This is a genomic window from Pseudomonas sp. LB-090624, assembly GCF_003205205.1.
Taxonomy (GTDB): Bacteria; Pseudomonadota; Gammaproteobacteria; order Pseudomonadales; family Pseudomonadaceae; genus Aquipseudomonas.
Window position 1 is genome coordinate 70,038 of the sequence record NZ_QJRL01000012.1, and the last position, 22,414, is coordinate 92,451.

Consider the following 22,414-nt stretch of genomic DNA (forward strand, 5'->3'; position numbering starts at 1 on the left):
TTGCAGTACAGGCGCATTTTTTTGAATTGGCCCAATCCTGACCCACCCGGCAAAATCCCCCCCCATGAAACCCTGCGGTTTCCATCTCTCCACGGACGGAGCCCCTTGTGATATTGCATGCGCAATATCAGGCCCAGGCCGGCTCGGCTGGGCTTCCTTTTTAACCAGAAAAACGACAGATCCCGAATCCCTGAATGTCTGCTTCGCGTTCCGAAAAACGTCTGCAGCGGCTGTTGCCGGCGCCCCTCAATACCGCCCCAAAAGAATGGCTGCGTGCCGGCATCGGCGCGCTGCTTGGTCTGTTTCTCGCAGGCTGGTTGACCAGCATGGCCTATGGGCCCGGCATTGCCCTGCACCTGCTCGGCCCGTTGGCGGCCTCGGCGGTGCTGGTGTTTGCCGTGCACTCCGGCCCGCTGGCGCAACCCTGGCCAGTACTGGGCAGCTACGCCCTGGCCGGTGCGGTCGGCCTTGCCATGCGCCAGGGTTTTGGCCCCGAGCTGTGGGTGGCCGCCGCCGCCCTGGGCATCTCGCTGCTGGTAATGTGCCTGCTGCGCTGCCTGCACCCGCCAGGTGGCGGGGTGGCGGTGAGTGCGGTGCTGGCCGACTCGGGCCTGACCGCCATGGGTGACCACCTGCTGGAACCGGTATTGCTCAATGCCCTGGTCCTGGTGGTGGTGGCCATGGTCTACAACCGCCTGACCGGCGTGCGCTACCCGAAAGGCACAGTGCCGCGCAAAGACCTGCACCACACCCATGACCCGCTGCCCAGTGAACGGGTAGGCGTCAGCAGTGAAGACCTGGACCAGGCACTGGAAGAACTGGGCGAGTTTGTCGACGTCACCCGTGACGAATTGGAGCGCATCATCCTGGCTACCGAACAGCACGCCTTGCAGCGCAGCCTGGGCGGTATCACCGCTGCATCGGTGATGTCGCGCGATGTGCAATTCGCCAGCCTCGACACCACCCTGGAGCAGGCCTGGAAAATGCTCGCCAGCCATCACCTGAAAACCCTGCCGGTTCTGCAGGAGGGCAAGCTGGTGGGCATCGTAAGCCTCAGCGATCTGGTTGGCCCGGCCATGCAACGTGCCCGTTTCAGCTGGCGCGGGCTGTTCGGTCGCAAGGCGGTGCGCATGGAGCAGGTCATGAGCCGGCGAGTGGTCAGCGTCAGCAGCCAGCACCCGCTGGAGCGCCTGCTGCCGCTGTTGTGCGAGCAAGGCCTGCATTGCCTGCCGGTGCTTGATGCCGGCCAGCTGGTGGGGGTGGTCACCCAGACCGACCTGGTGGCCGGCCTCAAGCGCCAGTTGCTCAGCAAGGCTGAGGCTTCAGGCAACCGGGTCCCAGCGTTGTGACCAGTCGCTGGCGCCGGCAGCTACCAGCCGGCGCAGGATGGCGAAGGCGTGTTGCAGGGCTTCGCTGTCGCGTTTGCGTGGGTACACCAGAAAGGTCGGGTAGGTGAACTCCGGTGCCTGCGGTACCCGCTCGAGCACGCCGCTGTCCAGATAGGCCTGCACCACCCGCGTGCGGAAGTAGCCACTGCCACCTTGGTCGAGAATGAACTGCAGGGCCAGCGGACCGAGGTTGAAGCTCAGGGCCGGGCGCGCGCATTCGGGCAGGGCCGCGTCGTGCTGGCGGCGGAAGGCCTCGCCCCAGTCGATGTAGATGTAGGGTTCGGGCCGGCCGACCCGGCGCACGCGGATCAGCTTTTCTTCCATCAGTTGCTCGACTTGCAAGCCAGGCCCATAGGTCGGCTGGTAGACCAGCGCGGCGTCCAGCAGGCCCATTTCGACCTTGCGCAGCAGTGACTCGCCGTCGCTGACCTCGCTGCGGATGGCATGGCTGGGCAACTCGCGGTGCAGGGCACTTACCCAGTCGAGCATCATCGGGTTGCCCAGGCTCACCTCACCGCCTACATGCAGCACCTGCTGGCAACCTTCAGGCAACGGCAGGTCGCGGCGCGCGGCTTCCCAGGTTTGCACCAACTGGTTGGCATAACTGACGAACGCTTCGCCATCGCTGGTCAGGCTGGCGCCGTTGCGGCTACGCACGAATAACTGGCAGCCCAGTTGCTGCTCCAGGCGCTGCACGCGCGCGGTGATCGCGGTTTGTGACACGAACAGCCGTTCGGCCGCGGCGACCAGGCTGCCGCAGCGCACAATTTCCAGGAAGGTCCGGGCCTGATCGATGTCCATGGGCTGCTCGGTGTGTGAAGGGGTGGCTATTCTAGAGGCTTTGCACCGTTCTGGGGCGTTTTTGCCTTGTCTGCAAATTTGCAGGTCGGTTGTGACTTTAGTCCCATGGCGGCGTGGGTGTAGCGGTCCATACTCAGGGTTCGCCCTTCAATAACAACAAGTACCGGGTTTCTTTCACTATGAGCTACCAGCACAGCTACGCCCATTCCATTTCCGACCCTGCCGCTTTCTGGGCGGAACAGGCCGCACACCTGGCCTGGCACCGCAAGCCTGCCCTGACCCTGCAAGACAACGCCGACGGTACCCACCGCTGGTTTGCTGATGGCCGCCTCAACAGCTGTTACCTGGCCCTGGATCACCAGATAGAACAGGGGCGGGGCGAGCAGCTGGCGCTGATCTACGATTCGCCCGTGACTGGCGTTCAGCAGGCCTACACCTATAACCAGTTACGCGACGAGGTGGCACGCCTGGCCGGTTTGCTGCGCCAGCTGGGGGTGAACAAGGGCGATGGGGTGATCATCTACATGCCCATGGTGCCGCAGGCGGCCATGGCGATGCTGGCCTGTGCGCGGATTGGCGCGGTGCATTCGGTGGTGTTCGGTGGCTTTGCTGCCAACGAGTTGGCCCTGCGCATCGATGACGCCCGGCCCGCCTTGTTGCTGACGGCTTCGTGCGGCCTGGAGTTCGATCGGGTCATAGCCTATAAGCCGCTGGTTGACCGCGCCCTGCAACTGGCCCGGCACCAGCCGCGCAATGTGCTGGTACTGCAGCGGCCGCAGGCGCATGCCGAACTGCTGCCGGGCCGCGACCTGGACTGGCAGGCGGCCTTGGCCGGCGCAGAACCGGTGGCGCCAGTCGAACTCGATGCCGGCGACCCGCTGTACATCATGTACACATCGGGCACCACCGGCAAACCCAAGGGTATCGTCCGGGAAAACGGCGGCAATGCCGTGGCGCTGTGTTATGCCATGCGCCATATCTACGGCATGCAGGCTGGCGATGTGTGGTGGGGCATATCCGACGTCGGTTGGGTGGTCGGCCATTCACTGATCGTCTACGGGCCGTTGATGAGCGGCTGCACCACCGTTTTCTACGAAGGTAAGCCGATCCGTACCCCGGACGCTTCGGCCTATTGGCGGGTGGTGGAGCAGTACCAGGTCAACGCGCTGTTCTGTGCACCGACGGCCATGCGCGCCATCCGCAAGGAAGACCCGGAGGGTGAATTGATCCGCAAACATGACCTCCGCTCGTTGCGTCAACTGTTCCTGGCGGGGGAAAAGCTCGATTCCAGCACCCACGAATGGCTGGAGCGGGTAAGTGGCAAACCGGTGCACGACCACTGGTGGCAGACCGAGACCGGTTGGCCGGTCACCGCGCCGTGCGTCGGGTTGGAGGGCAGCGGCGCGAAGCCAGGGTCGAGCAACCGGGCGGTGCCTGGCTACAACGTTCGCGTGCTGGATGACGAAGGCCGCTTGCTCGGGCCTAACCATCAGGGGGCGATCGTGATTGCCCTGCCATTGCCACCTGGTTGCAGTCAGACGCTCTGGGGCGATCACGAACGCTACCTGCAGGCCTATCTGCGCACGTACCCGGGCTACTACCACACGGGCGATGGCGGCTATCTGGATGACGAAGGCTTCGTCTACATCATGGGTCGCACCGATGATGTGATCAACGTGTCCGGGCATCGGCTTTCCACGGGTGAGATGGAGGACTTGGTGGCGCGCCATCCGGCGGTGGCCGAGTGCGCAGTGATCGGCGTGCACGACGAGATCAAGGGCCAGGTGCCGTTGGCGCTGGTGGTGCTCAAGGATGGCGAGGGCATTGCCGAAGCTCAACTGCTGGTGGACCTGGTAGGCCGTGTGCGCGATGAGATCGGCCCACTGGCCTGTTTCAACCAGGTGCGGTTGGTGAAACGCTTGCCCAAGACCCGCTCTGGCAAGATTCTGCGGGCGGTGCTGCGCAAGATTGCCGATGGGCAGGATTATGTGCCGCCTTCGACCCTGGATGACCCGGCAGTGCTGGGCGAGATCGAAGCGGTGCTGGCGGATTTGCCCAGGGCGGGGTAATCAACGCCAGCATTGACTGAGTATCGGTAGCCCCGCTCGCATGATGCTGGAGCGCGACGGGGCCATCCGTCTATCAAGACGCCAAGTGTTACAAGGGGTGGCGGGCAATGAACTCCTTGCCCCTCAGCTCTATGATTTCCTGGTCTTCGTAAGTCAAGGTGAGCAGGGTATAGGGCTCGGGGTATTCAGGCGTGATCAACCAGCCTTGGTCACCGAATGCGGTATCCACATGGCCATTTTCGTCCAGGCGCACGATGGCGATTGGCATCTGATCTTCGATTGGGGACACCGCGCGGCAGCCCACCAGGACGCCGCTGCCATGCGGCGTGAGCGCGAATGCGATTGTCCGCTCGAATTCAGGTCGTTTGAAAATGATGGCCTGGCCATCGTTGAAGCGATTGTCCACGGTGCCGTCCAGTTTCAGGCAGTGTACAAAGCCACTTTGGTTGGTGCCGGTGCCAGCGTTGCCTGTCAGATAAAGGCGGTCGTGGGCTTGAGTGGTGGCGTGTACGGCAATATAAGCGAGATCTGGATGGCCGGGCAGGCGTTTGACCATCCAGACGCCTTGCTCGGCAAAGCCCGATAACACGGCGCCGTTCTTGTCGCATGCTCCAACCCATGCCTGCGTTTCATCACCGCCCACGCGGTGGGCGCCGCAATAATGGAAGCCAGCATGTTCAGTACCGCGGTAACGGGCGTTTACGGCAAGTGTCTGTAGCGCGCGGCCTTGCCAACGGAAGTGCCTGCGCATACCTACTTCATTGAAGGAGGTATCCAGATTGCCTTGCATATCGAACTGTGCGAGCCCGGAGTCGACCATCTGGCGGAGCTTACCATCCGGGAATTGCGGCACGCTGCCCGCATAACCTTCAGCACCATCAAGCCTTGGCTGGGCTGCCTCTGAGGTGTCGTCCGGTTCGACTGGATAAGGATGTATTTTATATCCCTGGTGGCCGAAATCGATATCCATGGCGCCTGACGCCTTGTTCAGGCGGAAAATGGCAAAGTTATCGGAGCTCCGAAGCGCTACACCGCAAAGGAGGTGCTCGCCGTCGACAACGAAACAGAAGTAGTCGCCCCATTCCCCTGGCATAGGGATGCGTACGGTGCCGTTGTCGCCAAATGCCTCGACTGTCCTGCCATCGGGCGTAAGCTTGGTAACTACGGTTGTGGGTTCGCCCTGACGGTCCCGCGAGGCCCAGCAACTGTAGAAGAAACCCTCTACCAGATAAGGCGGGCGGTAGACGATTTCGTTTCGGATGTCATCAGGCAGTTGAAGATCAATACGGGTCCATGCTTCTTGTTTCGAGATCATGATGAAGGCCCTTCGTAAGTGAACCTCCATTACAGGACTGAGTCGCTGGACTGTCTGCTGGCAAAACTGACAGTTGCCTATTCAACAACGCTCATGAACCGCATCAACCCGGACCGAGCGGGTGCAGCTGCCCCAAGCGGCTGCGGGTACGCATCAGGTCGGCCAGTGGGCCGCCCAGGCTCTCTTCCAGCGGATGTTTACCTATGACAACCACCCGCCGGTCCTGGTCATACAGCACGTCTACCAGGTTGACGAAGCGCTGCTGAGCCGCCAGCGAACACGCGGACAGATCGTCCAGCCCGTCGATGATCCACTCGTCATACTCCCTGGCTAGCACCAAGTAGTCGATGACCGCGGTGGCTTTTTCGCACAGGTCGTCAAAGCCAAGCATCACCCGCCGGCCATCAATGGCCAGCGCCCGCAGCGGGCGGTTGTTCACCTCCAGTATCACCGGTTGTTCGTCCGGCACGTTCAGCGCCCGGCGCTGCGCCGCATCGCCCGGCCAGACATAATGGCCCTGGGTAAAACGCTGATGCTCGCGGTTGGCCGGCAAACTGCGAAAATCGGTGTCGCCACCAACTTCAAGCACTTGCATCGAGCTGTTGATCAGGCGAATGACCGGCAGAAAACGCTCATGGTACAGCGGGTTGGGCAACAAACCTTCGGGCGCGTAGTTCGAGGTCACCAGCAGGTATACGCCACGGCTGAACAAGGCCTTGAACAGCCGGGTGAGCAGCATGGCATCGCCGATGTCATGCACGTGGAATTCGTCGAAGCACAGCACCCGGCAATCGCCCACCAGCTCGTCCAGCGTTGCGCCCAGCGCGTCGTCCAGCGCCCGATGGCGGTGCATGCCCTGGTGCAGGCGGGCGAAAAAGTCATGAAAATGCAGGCGCAGCTTGGCGGCTATCGGCACGGCCTGGAAAAAGCCATCGAGCAGCCAGCTTTTACCGCGACCAACCGAGCCGAACAGGTACAGGCTGCGGGGTTGGCCTTGTTCAAGCTGCGCCAGTTGTTCGGCCATGCAGTGGATCACCCGCCGCTGGCCGTCACTGAGCTGATAACCGCGGCTGTGCGCTTTGTCCTCGAACCAGCCGAGCAGTTCGCTCTGTTGATTGGCGGTGCCGCGCAGGCGTTGGCCAAGCTGGCGCAGCGGGGTAGGGATCCAGGCAGGCAAAAGCAAAGCTCCTTGGGCGATGGCGGGGCAGCATGCAGCTTGCCCCAGGGCGGCTATTTTGACTAATAGAGAAAGTGCCCGGCAATCATCACTTCTTGCGATAGGTCTGGCCGCCTGTCGTGCCTGTCTGGGCTATGCCTTGCGCTCCAGCTGGTTCTCGATCATGTACTTCACCGCCAGACGACGCTCCTTCAGGTGGCGCAGGTCCTCGTCAACGAAGTTGCCGGCCGAGATCGACTCGGCGGCCAGCACCTGGTTGTCGATGTCCACGTATTCGTCCAGCAGGCGGTCCAGGGTCTTGTCCTGCTGACGGCGCTGCTGGACGATTTCGCGGGGGTAGTGCAGGTCTTGGTAGAGGTCGTGTGAGACAGGCATAGGGTCCTCCTTGGTCAATGCAGTACGTTCATCTGATTGGAAGGAAATAAACCGATTGTGTTGAAGCGAAGCGGAAGGAATGCGACGGATGGTCGTGCCGTGAGCGGCAAAATGACTAAGCCGCTGTTTTTTGGCAATTTTTTCATCAGGGGGGTTCACAGACCTGAACTTTGTTGTTAAAGTGCCGCGCATTCCAAGACAACAAGCAAATAAGCGGTTGTCAGAAAGTTGGAATTTTCAGAGCAGCAAAAGCTGCATCCGATACAGGGGCGTCGCCAAGCGGTAAGGCAGCAGGTTTTGATCCTGCCATGCGTTGGTTCGAATCCAGCCGCCCCTGCCATTTTCCAGTTTCAAACGTCTATGCCCGGTGCCTGATTTGATAGGTTCTGGGTTTTGTCGTTTCTGCAGGTTCAATTGCGACGTTGACCCGCCAGTGCCAATGCTCCCAATAGCAACGTGCATACGTTGAGGGCGAGGCCGCCTCCCAAGGAAGCGCAACCTCCAGTGGGAAAAGCGGCCTGCTGATTAGCCGATCAAGCCAGCAACGCCCAGCATCTCGTTCAGCGCCCGTGCCAATTCATCGGCCTGTACCGGTTTCTGCATCACCACGCTGGCTGGCAATTCCAGACCCTGCAATTCCGCATACCCGGTCAGAAAAACAACAGGCAAGCGCGGGTAGCGCTCGCGGGCTGCCAGCGCGAGTTGCGCTCCATTGAATTCTGGCATGGCGAAATCGGTGAGCAGCAGGTCGATCTCGTCATCCAGCAGTGCCAACGCCTGCTCGCCGCTGTGCGCCTGGCGTACCTGATACCCATATTGGCGCAACACATCGCCGAGCATGTCGCGCACCAGGTGGTCGTCGTCTACCAGCAGCACGGTGCGGTCATGGCCACTTTCGCAGATCGGTTGGCTGGGCTGCGCCGCTGCAGGTTCACTGGCCATCTCACCCTTCACCGCCGGCAGGTACACCGCCACCTCGGTGCCGCGGCCTGGCGCGGTGTCGATACGCACGCCCCCGCCGGACTGCTTGGCAAAACCAAACACTTGCGCCAGGCCCAGGCCGGAGCCTTTGCCGATATCCTTGGTGGTGAAGAACGGCTCGAATACCTTGGCCAGCACCTCTTCGCTCATGCCGCTGCCGGTGTCGCGGATACTGAGCATCACGTACTCACCGGGTTCCGGGTCTTCCGGGCGCTGCGGGCGAGTGTCGATGCAGGTGTTGTGGGTGGCCAGGGTCAGCTGACCACCATCCGGCATCGCATCGCGGGCGTTGATCGCCAGGTTGAGGATGATCATTTCGGTCTGGGTCGGGTCGGTCAGCGCCTGCCACAGGCGCGGGTCCAGGTCCAGTCGCACCGAGACGTTGCCACCCAAGGTCCGGCGCAACAGCTCCTCGAGGCCGGTCAGCGTGCGGTTGAGGTTAAGTGGCACCGGCTCCAGGCGTTGGCGGCGTGAGAAGGCCAGGAGTTGCGACGTCAGCTTGGCACCGCGCTCGCCCGCTTCGCGGATATGCGTGAGACGTGTGCGCGCCTTGTCCAGGTCGGCCTTGGCCAGGTCGCGCTCGAGAAAGCTGGCGCCAGTGAGGATCACTGTCAGTAGGTTGTTGAAATCGTGCGCCACGCCGGCGGTCAGTTGGCCGACGGCCTCCAGCCGTTGCATCTGCTGCAGTGCCGCTTCGATGCGTTCGCGCTCGTCGATCTGCTCGCGCAGGCGGGCGTTGGCCTCGGCCAGGCCCAGGGCGGCTTCGCGCTCGCTGGTGATATCCCGCGCCACCACATACAGCAGGGTGTCTTCCGGTACCACTACCCATGACAGCCAACGCTGCTGGCCACCGGCATGCAGGATGCGGCCGACGAAGCGCGCGCTGGTGCGGCCATGAGCAAGGGCGGCAAGTTCGGTGAGGAGGAGTTCCTGGTCAGGCTCGGGCAGCAGGTGCAGCAGTGACGACTGGCTAAGGCGCTCGCGGGAAAAGCCCAGGCTGGCCTCCCAGGCGGGGTTCAGCGCGACCGGGGTCAGGTCCTTGTTCAGGACGGCCAACAGGTCCTGCGACAGTTCCCAGGCGCGGTCGCGTTCACGTGTGCGGCGCTCGACGCGCTCGCCGAGCATTTCGTTCAGCTGGCGCAACGCCTGGGTGGCCTGGCGTTGGGTATGGATGTCCTGCAGCACGCCGGAAAAGCGTACGCACTGGCCGTCGACGAACTGGCTCTGGCCACTGCTGAGCAACCACCGCGGCTCCAGGCCGTTGGGTTGCGCGATACGGAACTCGACCCGGTACTGGCCGCCACTTTCGGGGCGCATGGCGTATTCCACCGCATCGCGCACCATGGGCAGGTCAGCGGGGTAGATGCCATCGAGGAACACCTCTAGGCTCATTTCGGTGCTGGTGGGCAGGCCGAACAGGGTCTTGCAGCGGTCATCCCACAGCAGCAGGCCTTCTTGCGGGCGCAGGTCCCAGGTGCCCATGCCGGCAGCGTCGATGGCAATGCGTGCACGTGCCTCGACATCGGCCAGGGCTTCTTCGGCGCGGCGTCGGCGTTGGCGCTCCTGCACCTCGGTCAGCGCCCGGCGCACGGCCTTGGGCAGCAACGGCAGGTTCTTTTTCAGCACATAGTCGGTGGCGCCGAGGCGGATCATTTCCACCGCGTGCTCTTCGCCGTAGATGCCCGAGAGGAAGATGAAGGGTGTATCCGGGGCCAAACGTTGGGCGATGGCCAGCACTTCAGTGCCGGACGACCCCGGCAACACGCAGTCGCACAGGATCAGGTCGTAGCGCGCCTCGCGCAGGGCATGTTCAACGCCCGTGTGGTCGAATTCCAGCTGGGGCTGAACATGCAGCCCGCTGCGCTCCAGGCGCATCAGGGTCAGCTCGGCGTCCATCGAGCTGTCTTCGACCATCAGTAGTTTCAACGGCGTTTGCTGCATCGTTGCGGTGGCCTCAGTTGCTACCGCGACGGTTCAGCCGCAGCGAGCCGGGTGGCGGTTCGTTCAAAACGGCCCAGAATACCCCGAGGTCGGAAATGGCAGCGACGAATTCCTTGAACTCGACCGGCTTGACCACATAGGCATTGACGCCCAGTTCGTAGGCGCGCAGCAGGTCGGGTTCTTCGCGCGAAGAGGTCAGCATCACCGTGGGGATGCTGCGCAATTCGGCGGTGGCGCGCACTTCCCTGAGCACTTCCAGGCCGTCGACCTTGGGCAGCTTGAGGTCCAGCAGCAGAACGGCAGGGTTGCCGTCGTCGCGCGTGGCATAGGCATTGCGGCGCAGCAGGTAGTCCAGTGCTTCGGCGCCGTCACGCAGCACGATGACCTCGTTGGCCAACTGGCTGCGCTCTAGCGCCAGGAGCGTCAGCTCCAGGTCCCGTGGGTTGTCTTCGACCAGCAGGATGGGTTTGAGCATGGTTATTCAGGTGCCTCGGGTAGTTGCGGGTTGGCGCGGTAGCGAAAAGTGGAAACTGGCGCCTTGGTCGATCTGGCCTTCGGCCCAGACACGGCCGTCATGGCGCTCGATGATGCGGCGCACGCTTGCCAGGCCAATCCCTGTGCCTTCGAACTCTTCCATGCGGTGCAAGCGCTGGAACACGCCGAACAGCTTGTTGGCATAGGCCATGTCGAAGCCCACGCCGTTGTCGCGGATACAGATCTCGGTTTCGTCCGGGTGTTGCTCTGCGCTGACCGAAATACGCGCAGGCTCACGGCCCCGGGTGTACTTGATGGCATTGGCAATCAGGTTGTGCAAGGCCAGGTTGATGAATGCCGGGTCGCCGATCACCTTCGGCAGTGGGGCAATGTCCCAGACGATTTCGCGGCCCTCGTAGTCCGGCGCCAGTTCGTTGCGGATGGCTTCGACCAGGGCATTCAGGTCAACATCGGACATGCGCAAGGCAGAGCGGCCCATTTGCGAGAAATTGAGCAGGTTGTCGACCAGGCTGCCGGCGAAGTTGGCGGCTTCACCGATGTGCTGCAGAAAGCGCTTGCCGCGCTCGCTCAGGCCCTGGCCCTCTATTTCACCGAGCAGCTCGGTATAACCCGCGATGTGCCGCAGGGGCGCCCGCAGGTCGTGGGAAACACTGTACGAAAAGGCCTCCAGCTCCCTGTTCGAGCGGCGCAGTTCACCGGCGAGCTGCGCCAGCTCCTCGGCCTTGCGCAGGACGATGCCGAGTACGGCAGTGCGCAGTTCCTGGACACCTTCGATGACCAATGGGTGCCAAGGTTCGCAGTATCCTCGCAGTTGTTCCTGCCAGCGTTCGAAGCTGTGCCGCGGGCCAAGGCTGCCCTGCGGCCCCACGTGCTTGCTCGGCTGGCCCGCCCAGTTCACCGTGCGCACCTGCTCGGGGCGGAACCACAACAGGTAGTGCGAATGGATCTGCGAAATGGCAACCGCCAGCACGCCACCGGCATGGTCTGCCAGTTCTGGCAACTCATCGATGTCGCGACGCAGGTTGTCGCTGTGGAAAACCGCCCCTTCGCCGCGCTGGCTCAGCCAGTGCACCAGGGCGGTGACCTGGGCGGCAGGCGGGGTCTGGCCGATCAGGTCGCAGCGCTCTGCCGAAATCACGGCGGCGCCTTGGGCGCCGGCAAACGCCAGCAGCACCTCGGGCAGGTTAAGCAGGCCCTCGCTGACGCTGTCATGGTCGGCCATGGAAGAGATCATGCGCACGATGTGCTGGCGCAGCTCCAGCAGTTTCTGTGTGCTGGCATGCGACTCGCGGGACTCGATCTGCAATGACAGTACGCTGGCCAGTAATTCGCAGGCGGTTCGCGTGCGCAGGTCTACCGTGCGCGGTTCATGATGGTGGCAGGAGACCAGCCCCCACAGCTCGCCGTCGACCACGATGGACAGTGACATCGACGCCAGGGTACCCATGTTGCGCATGTACTGGAGGTGGACTCGCGAAACGCTGCGCAGCACGGTAAAGCTCATGTCCAGCGGCTTGCCGGTACGCGGGTTGGCCGTCGGCATGAGGGGTGAGGGCTGGTAGTTGGCATCCTCGATCACCCGGATACGGTTGACCCGGTACAGTTCGCGCGCCTGGCGCGGGATGTCCGAGGCCGGGAAGCACAGGCCCAGGTAGCTGGGGTAGCCGGGGTCGGCCACTTCGGCCAACACCTGGCCGTTGCCTTCGCTGTCGAAGCGGTAAGCCTTGACGCGGCCGAAGCCGGTGATGCGCTTGAGCTGCACCACCGCTTGCTGCAGCAAATCCTCGACACTGCCAGCCAGGTGCAAGGTGCTGACGAAACTGCGCACCAACGGGTAGTAATCACCTTGGCCGGTCAGGTCGGCTGGCAGGCGCGGCGATTCGAATTCGGTAATCAGCACCTGGTCGTGACGATGGGCCAGCACGTGCAGGGGGGCGCTGTGGGGTGCGCCCTGGCGCAAGCGTACATCACCGATGTGGAATGGGAAGACTTCGTCCTCGGGTAGCCGTCTCAGGTGCAGGCGCAGGTCGAAGGCATCGCTGACCAGCTCGGCGAAGTGGCACCCGATCAGTTCCCTGGCGGGTATGCCCAGCCACCGTTCGGCATTTTCACTGGCCTGAAGGATGCGCAAGTCGGCTTCGTCGACGACCAGCAGGAAGCCTTGGGGTTGGACGCTGCCGGGTACCTGGATGGGTTCCTGTGCGCAACGCTCCACGGCTTGGGCGAGCGTGCTGTCTGCAGTCATCAATTGAGCGCTCCTGTCTTGTTCGTCCATGCTTGCCGTACGAGTTTGAGGCAGGATGATGGAGCTATACCCTATCAGAATATCTGCTCGTTCGCCGGCCTTTGGCAATTGGAGGGCCATCAAACACCAACGGTTCTGTACTGTGCATGGTTTTTTTGGCGAGCGGTTATCGCTTTGTTGCTAACACGAAAAAAAGGTAGGCCGTGGCCGTTGGGTCTGCGCCTCGCTGCTACGCTCAAAACAGCATAGAGCGAAAGGGACAACAAGGTGACGGAACGCTTTCTGGCCGGGTTGTTGGGCCTGCTGTTGAGCAGCGGTGCTGCAGCTGCGGATTTTCTCGTGGAAGTGCGGGTGCTGGTACAGCGCGGCTGCATGCTGGTGAACCAGACCCGCGACGCGGGTGCGCAAGCGCTGGGGCGTATCGACCTGGGCACTGCCGCGCGCCTGGATGGCGCGGGTGGGCCATTGAGCGGTGTGCTACTGAACCAGCGCCCGCCGCGCCTGGAGTGCAACCCCGATACCCCCTACCAAGTACGCGTCGACGGCGGCCAGCATGGCGGCGTTGGCGAAGTGCGTTTTTTGGCCAGTGATGACACCAATGCCCGGCCGATTCCCTATCGCCTGTACCGCGATGCGGCCTGGCGCGAGCCGTTAGCGGTGAATGTGGCGCAGTCGGCGCGGGTGCCGGACAGCGGCTCGGTCGAACTGCCGCTGTATGCGCGTATCGACAAGCTGGCCTGGGTGCCGAACGCCGGCCTGTATGCCGACCTGCTCAAAGTCACGGTTACCTGGTAGGGACGCCATCATGCACAAGGACGCCACGCCATGAACCGCACCCGCACCTCGATCCTGCTGTTGTCCCTTGGGCCGCTGTTGGTACCTGGCGGTGAGGCGCATGGCACCAGCACCGGGTTCATCCAGGCGCGGCTGGTGATCAGCGCGGCCTGCCAGATCAGCAGCAATGAGCCCCAGCCGGCAACCTTGGCCAACCCAGGTTTGCTGGACTTTGGCGAGCGCGGCCCGAACTGGGAGCAGCCATTGCGCAGCCGCGTAGATGAAGCCGGCGGGGAGGGCAGCCTGCAGATCAGTTGTACACCCGAGGTACGCGCCTTCAACGTACGCATCAATGGCGGCATGAACGGCGACGACGGCATTCGTCGCCTGAGCAACGGTAGCCAGCTGATCCCTTATCAACTGGCGGTCGACCCAGGCGGCAACAGCCGCTACGGCATCGGCCAGGCCCGCGCCTTCACCATCAGCAGCACCCAGCAGATACCGATTCCCATCTACGGCGTGGTCGTGGCGCAACCGCGCGCGCTGCCGGCCGGGCTGTACCGCGACACCCTCAGGGTGACCCTGGACTGGTAACAACGCAAGGAGACTCCGATGCGAACGAACCTATCATGCTGCATCCTCGCCGGTCTGGCCCTGGCCCTGGCCTCGCAGGCCCAGGCCGCCACGGTGACCGGGACCATCAACTCGACGCTGACGTTGACTGCGGCGTGCCAGGTCAACGGCAGTTCGGGCACCTCTGGGTTGAATTTCGGTTCCCTCAACTTCGGCACCCAGGATGCCTTGTTCACTACGGCCAATGCCCAGGTGCTTGGCGGCGGTGGCGGGGCAATGAGCATCCTCTGCTCGGCGGGTACGGTGCCGGCGATTCGGGTGCGTGCAGGCAGCCACGATGGCCAGTCGACCGGCGGCACCCGTGCCCTGGCGGATGGCGCGGGTAACTTCGTGCCCTACGATTTCTACACCGACGCCGGTCGCACGACCCTGTTGGCCATCGACGGCACCATCACCTTGCCGACCAGTACCGGCGTGGCGCAAACCGTCAATCTGTACGGCCAGGCGCGCGGCAAGGCCGGCCTGCCGGCCGGGGTGTACACCGATACGGTGGCAGTCGAGCTGTCGTTCTGAGCCATGCGTGGCTGGCTGGCGGGTGGCCTGACCGGCATCGGTGTGCTGCTGGCCGCACCCTTGGATGCGGCAACCACCAGCACTTTCACGGTGTCGGCGCAGATTGTCGCCGGTTGCCTGGTGGTGGGCGGCGTCACCAACTACGGGGTTTTGAACTATGGTACCCAGTCGGCGTTGTCCACTGGGCTTCTCAGCACCTCGCTGGGCGGCACCACGGTGACGTTCCAGTGCACCCCAGGCGTCGCCTTGAGCATGAGCCTGGACGGCGGCCAGAACAGCGCCAGTGGTACGCGCAACTTGAAGAACACCAGCGGGACGCAAGTGCTGGCCTACCAGTTGTACCGGGACGCGGCATACACCCAGAGCCTGGGGATAGGCCAGAGCGCAGCGGTGAGCTATACCGATGCAACCGCCATCAAGCTGCCGGTTTACGGGCGGGTGCAGTTGACCGGCAAGCTCCCGGCAGGGACGTATACCGATGTAGTGCAAGTGACGGTGACCTGGTGAATGCCAGCGGCACCCAGATAAGTGTCTAAGGAGAGTTTCATGGCGGCAGGCGCGAAGTGGGCGCGTGGGTTGATTGGATTGTTGTGGCTGGCAAGCCAGCCGGCCGGGGCGGCCACCTCGGTGCTGATCTGGCCCATCGACCCGGTGCTGGAGGCCGACCAGAAGGCAGGTGCATTGTGGCTGGAAAACCGTGGCACTGACCCCGCCAACCTGCAGGTGCGGGTTTTCGCCTGGCGCCAGGGTGACTATCAGGAGCAGTTTCAGGCGCAGCGCGAGATTATCGGCAGCCCCCCGGTGGCGAATATCGCTCCCGGGCAAAAGCAGCTTATCCGCCTGACCCGCACCGGCGCTTCGCCTGCGGGCCAGGAGCAGGCCTACCGCATCATCATCGATGAAATCCCGCCCGCTATTCCCGTCGACAAGGCCGGCCCCGGCACCACGGCGGCCATCCGCCTGCAGATGCGCTACTCCGTGCCGCTGTTCGTTTACGGCGAGGGCCTGTGGGGCAAGGCGGACCCGGAGGGCAAGCGCAATGCCGAGGGGGTGGGCAAGCCGCAGCTCAGCTGGCGCCCGGTAACGGTGCAGGGCAAGCCCTATGTGGAGCTGCGCAACACCGGCCCGGTACATGCGCGCCTGACTGACGTGGTGCTGCAGCAAGGCAGCCAGAGCAAACCGCTGGTCGAGGGCTTGCTCGGCTATGTATTGCCGGGCGCCAGCATGCGCTGGCCCGCCCCCGCGGCGACCAATGCCGGCAGCGTGCTCAAGGGCCGGGTGAACGGGCAGAACAGCGCCGACGCTATCCGCCAAGGCCAATGATCCACCGAATGAATGCTGCGCAGGGGCCAGGGAGGACCCGGCAATGGTTGGAAACCGTGTGTGAACTGGCTATCGGCGACGACGCGCCGCTGGTGCTTGGGGCTGGCCATGGCCGGCTCCGGCCTGGCGCTGGCCGACGACCTGCCACCGCCGCCCACGGAGATGGCTGCCATCGCCGACGCCACCCTGTACCTCGACCTGATGGTGAACCAGATGCCCCGGGCTGAGCTGGTACCCGTGCAGCAACGGGCCGGGCGATTGTACCTGGACAGCGAGGTGCTGCGGGCTGCCGGCGTGTCATTGCCGGGCAACCCCCAGGGAGAGATAGCGCTGGACGCTGTCAGCGGGCTGCACACCGACTACGACAGCCAGAACCAGCGCCTGCTGTTGCAGGTACCGCCGGCCTGGTTGCCAGACCAGCAGGTGGGTGAGCGCAGCCTTTACCCGCCCAGCGATGCGCGCAGCAGCTTCGGCGCCTTGTTCAACTACGACCTGTACCTTAACGACACCGATGATGGTGGCACCTACCTGGCGGCCTGGAACGAGCTGCGTCTGTTCGACAGCTGGGGCATTTTCTCCAGCACTGGCCAATGGCGCCAGTCGTTCAACGGGGCGCAGGCAGACGATTCGCGCCAGGGCTTTCTGCGATACGACACCACCTGGCGGTTCACGGACGAGCAGCGCCTGCTGACCTATGAAGCGGGTGACTTCGTGACCGGTGCCTTGCCCTGGACCAGCTCGGTGCGCGTCGGCGGTTTGCAACTGTCGCGTGACTTTGCCGCGCGGCCCGACCTGGTCACCTACCCATTGCCGGCGTTTGCCGGCGAGGCGGCGGTGCCGACCTCGCTCGACCTGTTCATAAACGGCTACAAGTCCAGCTCCGCCGAGCTGCAGCCAGGCCCCTACACGCTGACCAACGTGCCGTTCATCAACGGTGCGGGTGAAGCGGTGGTGGTCACCACCGATGCCCTTGGTCGACAGGTGTCGACCACCTTGCCGTTCTACGTCACCAGTAGCCTGTTGCAGAAAGGCCTGTCGGATTACTCGGTCGCAGCCGGTAGCCTGCGTCGCGATTATGGCGTGCGTGACTTCGGCTACGGGCCGGGCGTTGCATCGGCCAACCTGCGTTACGGCGTGAGCGATACGTTCACCCTGGAAACCCATGCCGAGACCGCTGAGTCGCTGATGCTTGGAGGCCTGGGCGGCAACATGCGGCTGGGCAACTTCGGCGTGCTCAATGCCGCACTCGCACAAAGCCAGTTCGACGGCGACAAAGGCCACCAGGTCGCGCTCGGCTACCAGTACAACAGCCAGCGCATCGGCTTCAGTTACCAGCGCCTGCAACGCCACGGTGATTATGCCGACCTGACCCGCGTCGATACCCCGGACATGCAGCTGAGCAAAAGCAGCGAGCAGGTCACCCTCAGCCTCAACCTCAACGAATATGGCAACATCGGCGCGGGCTACTTTGACGTGCGCGCAGGGGACGGTACGCGCACCCGGCTGATCAACCTGAGCTACAGCAGGCCGCTGTGGGGCAATAGCAGCGTCTACCTGTCAGCCAACCGCGAAGTCGGTGACAGCCAGTGGGCGGTGCAGGCGCAACTGGTGATTCCGTTCGACACCCACGGCACGTTGGCTTTGGGCATGGAGCGCAGCAACACAGGTGAAACCCTGCAGCGGGTCAACTACAGCCGTGCAGTGCCGGTGGGCAGTGGTGTCGGCTACAACCTGGGTTATGCCGCCGGCAGTGACCGTGATGCCTATCGCCAGGCCGATGTCACCTGGCGCCTGCAGTCGGTTCAGTTGCAGGCCGGTGTATACGGCAGCAGCGGCGAGATGACGCGTTGGGCCGACGCCAGTGGCTCGCTGGTGTGGATGGATGCCGGCTTGTTTGCCGCTAACCGCATCGACGATGCGTTCGTGGTGGTCAGCACCGACGGTTACGCCAACGTGCCGGTGCGCTACGAAAACCAGGAGGTTGGTCGCACCGATGCCGGCGGCCACTTGCTGGTGCCCTATAGCAGTGGCTATTACCGGGGCAAATATGAGATCGACCCGATGGACCTGCCGCCGGATGTCCTTGCGCCGCAGGTGGAACAGCGTGTGGCAGTGCGCCGGGGCAGCGGCTATCTGCTGGAGTTCCCGCTCAGGCGCGTGCTGGCGGCCAGCATCGAACTGGTAGACGCCAACCAGCAACCCCTCAAGCTGGGCAGCCGCGTCACCCATGAGCAAAGCGGTAGCCAGGCAGTGGTCGGTTGGGATGGCCTGGTGTACCTGGAAAACCTCTCACCGCAGAACCGCCTGCAGGTCGAAGTCGAGGGAGGCGGGCATTGCCAGGTGTCCTTCGACTTGCCCGAGGCCGAAGGCTCGATCCCGCTGATCGGCCCACTGGTGTGCAGATGAAGCCCGCCTGGCGTGTGATGTGGGCCTGTGCGTTGCTGCTGTGCGCGGGCTCGGCCTGGGCAAAGTGTGCGGTGGTGGCTACTGCGCCGGTGCTGTTTGGGTCACTCAATTCGACCCAGGTGCGCTCCACGGTACAGACGGGCTCCACCACCAACGCAGGCCTGCAGTGCAACGGTACCGTGCTGAGCGTACTCAGCGCCACCGACTCGTTCAAGCTCACTGTGCTGCCCGCCACGGGAGGTCTGGTAGGGCCAACCGGCGATGTCATCCCTTACACCCTGTATGCCGATTCATCCACCAACTTTCCGATTACCCGCAATGTGGCGTTCGAGTTCGGCCGTACCGGTATCCTCGACTTGCTCGGGCTGCTCGGCGGCACGCCGAAGACCGTGCCGTTGTACATCCGCACGCAGGTTGGCAGCAACGTCGCGGCAGGCCTGTATCAGGAAACCTTGAGCCTGGGCTGGTCGTGGAACTACTGTGAAGGGATTGCCATCGGGGGGCTTTGCATCGGGCGGGACACTGGCGCGGGTACACAAAGCCTCACGGTGAGCCTGACGGTGACCAACGACTGCCAGATCACCACACCGAACATAAGCTTTGGCAGCGCGCCGGTGGTGGCGGGGTTCGCTACGGTGAGCCAGAGCCTGAGCGTATCGTGCACCAAGGGTAGCAACTACACCGTGGGGCTGGATGATGGGTTGAACGTGGCCAGCGGGCGACGACGGATGAAATCCACGGCCAACAACTACCTGGCGTACGACATTTTCAAAAGTGCCGGGGCCGTGCGCTGGGGGGCTTCGGGAGCGGCACGGCGTGCCAGCAGTGATGCGGATGTGAACCCGGGAGCAGGTACTGGCACGGGAAGCCAGGTGTTCAACTACAACGCCAGGGTCTACACCGACCAGGCCACGCCGCCGGCGGCGAGCTATACCGACAGCGTTGTTCTGGATGTGCAGTTCTGACGCAAGTCCCGGCGGCCACGATCCGCGTACCTGGTGAGAACTGCCTTGTCCTGCCGGCCCGATCACCGCCTCCCCTGCACAGAGCCAGCGGAGCAAGGCAACGGTGCCCAAATTGACTGCGCTAGGCGCGTTCAGCGCAAGTCGCCAACCATCTTCGCCAGGGTCTCCAGCACCGCCCCGGCCAGTGCCTTCGAACGTGCCCCAGACCAGCCGGTAACGGTATCAGGCGCGTCATCATGGTCCTTGAACGGCATTTCAAGGGTGAGCGACAGGCAGTCATGTGCCATACCGACGGCATTGCAAGCCAGGGTCGTGTTTGCCTGCCCGGGTTCGTCGCGGGTATAGCCGTGCACCGTCTGGAAGTCGCGCGTCACGCTGCACAGCGTACTGCGGAACTGCTCTTCGAGGTTTGCCAGCCGTGGTGTGTAGCCCGGGTTGCCCTCGCAGGCGGCGGTGAACACATGCGGGATTTCTTCGTCGCCATGCACGTCGATGAACGCATCCACCCCGTACTGTTTCATCTGTGCCTGGGCGAAGAATACTTCCGGGCTGAGTTCGACGCTGGCGTCCTGCCAGGCGCGGTTGAGGTCCTTGCCCTTGAAATTGGTGCGCAGGTGGCCGAGGAAGGCGCCGTCGGGGTTCATGTTGGGGATGAGGTACAGATCCGCCTTGGCCAGCAGTTGCCGGACCACCGCATCGTTGGCCTGCAGGCGGTCGATTACCCCTTCCATGAACCATTCCGCCATGTGCTCGCCCGGGTGCTGCTGGGCGATCAGCCACAGCTTGCGCTTGCCATCGGCACCGTCACCGGCCCGCAGCAGGGGAATGTCCCGGCCCTGCACGCTGCGGCCGCTGGCCAGCAATGTGACGCCGGGCAACTGCCGGGCGCGCTCGATCAGCTGGTTGTGGCGGGCGCGGGGGTAGGGCTCGAAGTAGGCGAACCAGATTTGCGGCTGTTCGGCCTTCACTTCGAACGACAGCGCCGTGCCGTCGAACTGGCTGGGCACGCGGAACCAGTTTTGCTGGTCGTAGCTGGCTACGGCGTTGTAGCCACTCCAGGCGTTCTTGTAAGAAGAACCTGAGGCGTTGTCCAGGCTGAAGCGATGGACCTGCCCCGGCGTCAGTCCGCTGACCTTGAAGTGGAACCACTGGTAGTGGCCGCTGTGGGTATCCGGGCGGATTGCCAGACGCACCTGGGCGGGGTTGCTGGCATCCAGGACCTGGATGTTGCCGGAGTCGAAATCGCAGTCTATCTGCAGGGGGGACAGCGTCACGGTCATGTGCCGGGCTCCTTTGCGGGCATTGTTTCAGGGGTACTGTACACGCCTTGTCCGGGATGCTGCGCAACTAGTGGTTTGCGTTTTTTGTCTGGGCGATGCGGCAGGGCGGCGCCGTTGCGTTCAGTTGAGCCGTGACGCACGCGGCGAGAGGGCCGCTGGAAAGCGCATTGCCAGTGGCCGACGAGGTGGACTCAGCGACGTCACAACCCAAGCTCACTGAGCCCTGGATGATCATCCGGGCGTCGCCCCAACGGCCAGTGGAACTTGCGCTCGGTTTCGCTGATGGGGTGTTCGTTGATGCTGGAATGGCGGTTGTGCATCAGCCCGTCTTCGACAAACTCCCAGTTCTCGTTGCCATAGGCACGGAACCACTGGCCGCTGTCGTCGCGGTACTCGTAGGCGTAGCGCACGGCAATGCGATTACCAGTGAATGCCCACAGCTCCTTGATCAGGCGGTATTCCAGTTCGTGGTTCCATTTACGGGTCAGAAACGCCTCGACCTCGCTACGGCCACGGGGGAACTCCGCACGGTTCCGCCAGACCGTGTCAGGGGTGTAGGCGAGCGCGACCTTGGCCGGGTCGCGGCTGTTCCAGCCATCTTCGGCCAAGCGTACTTTTTCGATGGCGCTTTCGCGGGTGAAAGGCGGCAGAGGTGGGCGGGGCATTGGGCTACTCCTAAGGGGTGAAGGGTAGGTAGGAGGGTAGTAGCTGAATGCCTGGGCGAGAATGCCCGGACCGGGGACTTCACAATTTCGCCAGGTGCAACGGTGGCGCAGCGTACGGTTCAACGGGCCTGTGCCTGCCGGCCGCAGGGGTGGGCAATGTGGGGGCGGTTCTGACACCAACCCCCGGCTGCTGGTGACTGCGCGAGTGTCAATCCCACGCGGGGGCGAGGCCATCCGGGCTGACTTCGCGGCCATTGCGTTCAAGCGTGGCGATGCGAGCCATGTCGTCAGGGTCTAGCTTCAAGCCAATGGCAAGCAGGTTGCTGGCCAGGTTTTCGCGCTTGGTCGACGACGGAATTACCGCATAGCCCAGTTGCAGGGCCCAGGCCAGGGCAACCTGGGCGACGGTCGCCTTGTGCTTGTCGGCTATTTCACCCAGTACCGGGTCGTTCAGCACCTTGCCGTAGGCCAGGGTCATGTATGAGGTAACGGTAATGCCTTGTTCCTTCAGGAAGCCAGCCAGCTTGCTGTTCTGCAGGTACGGGCTGAGCTCGATCTGATTGGTGGCAATTTCGCCCTTGCCAACCACTTCGATGGCCTGGCGAGTCAGTGCGATGTTGAAATTGGACACGCCAATCTGGCGGGTCAGGCCCAGCGTCTTCGCTTCGGCCAGTGCGGTCATGTATTCCGGCAACCCTACGCCATTGCCTGGGGCTGGCCAATGGATCAGCAGCAGGTCGACATAGTCGGTGCGCAGTTTCTTCAGGCTTTCGCGCAGGCTCGGGATCAGCTTGTCCGCCGCGTAGTTGTCGACCCAGATCTTGGTGGTGATGAAAAGCTCGCTGCGCGGTACACCGCTTTCAGCGATGGCTTGGCCGACTTCAGCTTCATTCTTGTAGATCTGTGCGGTGTCGATGGCCCGATAGCCCAGCTCAAGGGCCGATTTGACCGAGTCGATGACGGTTTGGCCAGTGAGTCGGAAGGTACCGAGGCCGAAGGAAGGAACGCTCATGGGCTTACTCCTGGGAAGTGGGGTTGAATCCTTTAGCAGCCAGTGTGCAGGTTCGC

19 protein-coding genes and 1 tRNA gene are annotated in these 22,414 nt (G+C 63.3%); 10 read left to right on the top strand and 10 right to left on the bottom strand.

Annotation, left to right across the window (positions count from 1 at the left end; translation table 11 throughout):
* Positions 1 to 194: 194 nt before the first annotated feature.
* The gene (locus tag DMX11_RS13840; protein ID WP_110745027.1) at positions 195 to 1,349 is read left to right on the top strand and encodes an HPP family protein; all 1,155 of its coding nucleotides are present in this window, start codon (positions 195 to 197) and stop codon (positions 1,347 to 1,349) included.
* On the opposite strand, the gene DMX11_RS13845 is transcribed toward DMX11_RS13840, so the two are convergent.
* On the bottom strand, positions 1,323 to 2,189 hold the full coding sequence (locus tag DMX11_RS13845; RefSeq protein ID WP_110745028.1) for a LysR family transcriptional regulator: 867 nt from the start codon (positions 2,187 to 2,189) through the stop codon (positions 1,323 to 1,325). The two genes, DMX11_RS13840 and DMX11_RS13845, sit on opposite strands and share 27 nt — an antisense overlap.
* A gap of 179 nt (positions 2,190 to 2,368) precedes the next feature.
* Here DMX11_RS13845 and DMX11_RS13850 point away from each other — a divergent pair, with 179 nt between their 5' ends.
* The gene (locus DMX11_RS13850; RefSeq protein ID WP_110745029.1) at positions 2,369 to 4,258 is read left to right on the top strand and encodes a propionyl-CoA synthetase; all 1,890 of its coding nucleotides are present in this window, start codon (positions 2,369 to 2,371) and stop codon (positions 4,256 to 4,258) included.
* An 88-nt stretch (positions 4,259 to 4,346) separates the two neighbouring features.
* Here DMX11_RS13850 and DMX11_RS13855 read toward each other — a convergent pair whose 3' ends face one another.
* The 3 genes from DMX11_RS13855 to DMX11_RS13865 form a co-directional block, all read right to left on the bottom strand.
* Positions 4,347 to 5,573 (bottom strand): hypothetical protein, encoded by a 1,227-nt coding sequence (locus DMX11_RS13855; protein WP_110745030.1) that lies wholly within the window; start codon positions 5,571 to 5,573, stop codon positions 4,347 to 4,349.
* 103 nt (positions 5,574 to 5,676) lie between these two features.
* The gene (gene zapE, locus DMX11_RS13860; RefSeq protein WP_110745031.1) at positions 5,677 to 6,750 is read right to left on the bottom strand and encodes a cell division protein ZapE; all 1,074 of its coding nucleotides are present in this window, start codon (positions 6,748 to 6,750) and stop codon (positions 5,677 to 5,679) included.
* A 132-nt stretch (positions 6,751 to 6,882) separates the two neighbouring features.
* On the bottom strand, positions 6,883 to 7,125 hold the full coding sequence (locus tag DMX11_RS13865; protein WP_110745032.1) for a hypothetical protein: 243 nt from the start codon (positions 7,123 to 7,125) through the stop codon (positions 6,883 to 6,885).
* Between the two features lie 265 nt (positions 7,126 to 7,390).
* Between DMX11_RS13865 and DMX11_RS13870 the strand changes: the two genes are divergently transcribed.
* Positions 7,391 to 7,465, top strand: a tRNA-Gln gene (locus DMX11_RS13870).
* A gap of 185 nt (positions 7,466 to 7,650) precedes the next feature.
* Here the strand turns inward: DMX11_RS13870 and DMX11_RS13875 are convergent.
* From DMX11_RS13875 to DMX11_RS13885, 3 genes are read right to left on the bottom strand one after another with little or no spacing between them, the layout of a single operon-like run.
* Positions 7,651 to 10,047 (bottom strand): response regulator, encoded by a 2,397-nt coding sequence (locus DMX11_RS13875; RefSeq protein ID WP_110745033.1) that lies wholly within the window; start codon positions 10,045 to 10,047, stop codon positions 7,651 to 7,653.
* A gap of 13 nt (positions 10,048 to 10,060) precedes the next feature.
* Complete coding sequence (locus DMX11_RS13880; protein ID WP_110745034.1) at positions 10,061 to 10,522, bottom strand: response regulator; 462 nt, start codon at positions 10,520 to 10,522, stop codon at positions 10,061 to 10,063.
* A 6-nt stretch (positions 10,523 to 10,528) separates the two neighbouring features.
* On the bottom strand, positions 10,529 to 12,787 hold the full coding sequence (locus DMX11_RS13885) for an ATP-binding protein (RefSeq protein ID WP_110745035.1): 2,259 nt from the start codon (positions 12,785 to 12,787) through the stop codon (positions 10,529 to 10,531).
* 267 nt (positions 12,788 to 13,054) lie between these two features.
* Here DMX11_RS13885 and DMX11_RS13890 point away from each other — a divergent pair, with 267 nt between their 5' ends.
* The 7 genes from DMX11_RS13890 (at position 13,055) to DMX11_RS13920 (ending at position 19,401) form a co-directional block, all read left to right on the top strand.
* Positions 13,055 to 13,582, top strand: coding sequence for a spore coat U domain-containing protein (locus DMX11_RS13890; protein WP_110745036.1), 528 nt, complete (start codon positions 13,055 to 13,057; stop codon positions 13,580 to 13,582).
* A 30-nt stretch (positions 13,583 to 13,612) separates the two neighbouring features.
* Positions 13,613 to 14,155, top strand: coding sequence for a spore coat U domain-containing protein (locus DMX11_RS13895; protein ID WP_110745037.1), 543 nt, complete (start codon positions 13,613 to 13,615; stop codon positions 14,153 to 14,155).
* An 18-nt stretch (positions 14,156 to 14,173) separates the two neighbouring features.
* Positions 14,174 to 14,707, top strand: a complete 534-nt coding sequence (locus DMX11_RS13900) for a spore coat U domain-containing protein (protein WP_110745038.1) — start codon at positions 14,174 to 14,176, stop codon at positions 14,705 to 14,707.
* A gap of 3 nt (positions 14,708 to 14,710) precedes the next feature.
* Positions 14,711 to 15,214, top strand: coding sequence for a spore coat U domain-containing protein (locus DMX11_RS13905; RefSeq protein WP_110745039.1), 504 nt, complete (start codon positions 14,711 to 14,713; stop codon positions 15,212 to 15,214).
* 39 nt (positions 15,215 to 15,253) lie between these two features.
* Positions 15,254 to 16,030, top strand: coding sequence for a molecular chaperone (locus DMX11_RS13910; protein WP_110745040.1), 777 nt, complete (start codon positions 15,254 to 15,256; stop codon positions 16,028 to 16,030).
* 108 nt (positions 16,031 to 16,138) lie between these two features.
* Positions 16,139 to 18,436 (top strand): fimbria/pilus outer membrane usher protein, encoded by a 2,298-nt coding sequence (locus DMX11_RS13915; RefSeq protein ID WP_110745041.1) that lies wholly within the window; start codon positions 16,139 to 16,141, stop codon positions 18,434 to 18,436.
* Entirely contained in the window at positions 18,433 to 19,401 is a 969-nt protein-coding gene (locus DMX11_RS13920) for a spore coat U domain-containing protein (protein WP_110745042.1), read from the top strand. Before DMX11_RS13915 ends, DMX11_RS13920 begins: the two co-directional genes overlap by 4 nt.
* A 131-nt stretch (positions 19,402 to 19,532) precedes the next feature.
* On the opposite strand, the gene DMX11_RS13925 is transcribed toward DMX11_RS13920, so the two are convergent.
* The 3 genes from DMX11_RS13925 to dkgB form a co-directional block, all read right to left on the bottom strand.
* Positions 19,533 to 20,681 (bottom strand): M14-type cytosolic carboxypeptidase, encoded by a 1,149-nt coding sequence (locus DMX11_RS13925; RefSeq protein WP_110745043.1) that lies wholly within the window; start codon positions 20,679 to 20,681, stop codon positions 19,533 to 19,535.
* Between the two features lie 200 nt (positions 20,682 to 20,881).
* Complete coding sequence (locus DMX11_RS13930; protein WP_110745044.1) at positions 20,882 to 21,346, bottom strand: nuclear transport factor 2 family protein; 465 nt, start codon at positions 21,344 to 21,346, stop codon at positions 20,882 to 20,884.
* Between the two features lie 208 nt (positions 21,347 to 21,554).
* Positions 21,555 to 22,358, bottom strand: a complete 804-nt coding sequence (gene dkgB, locus DMX11_RS13935) for a 2,5-didehydrogluconate reductase DkgB (protein ID WP_110745045.1) — start codon at positions 22,356 to 22,358, stop codon at positions 21,555 to 21,557.
* Positions 22,359 to 22,414 lie beyond the last annotated feature (56 nt).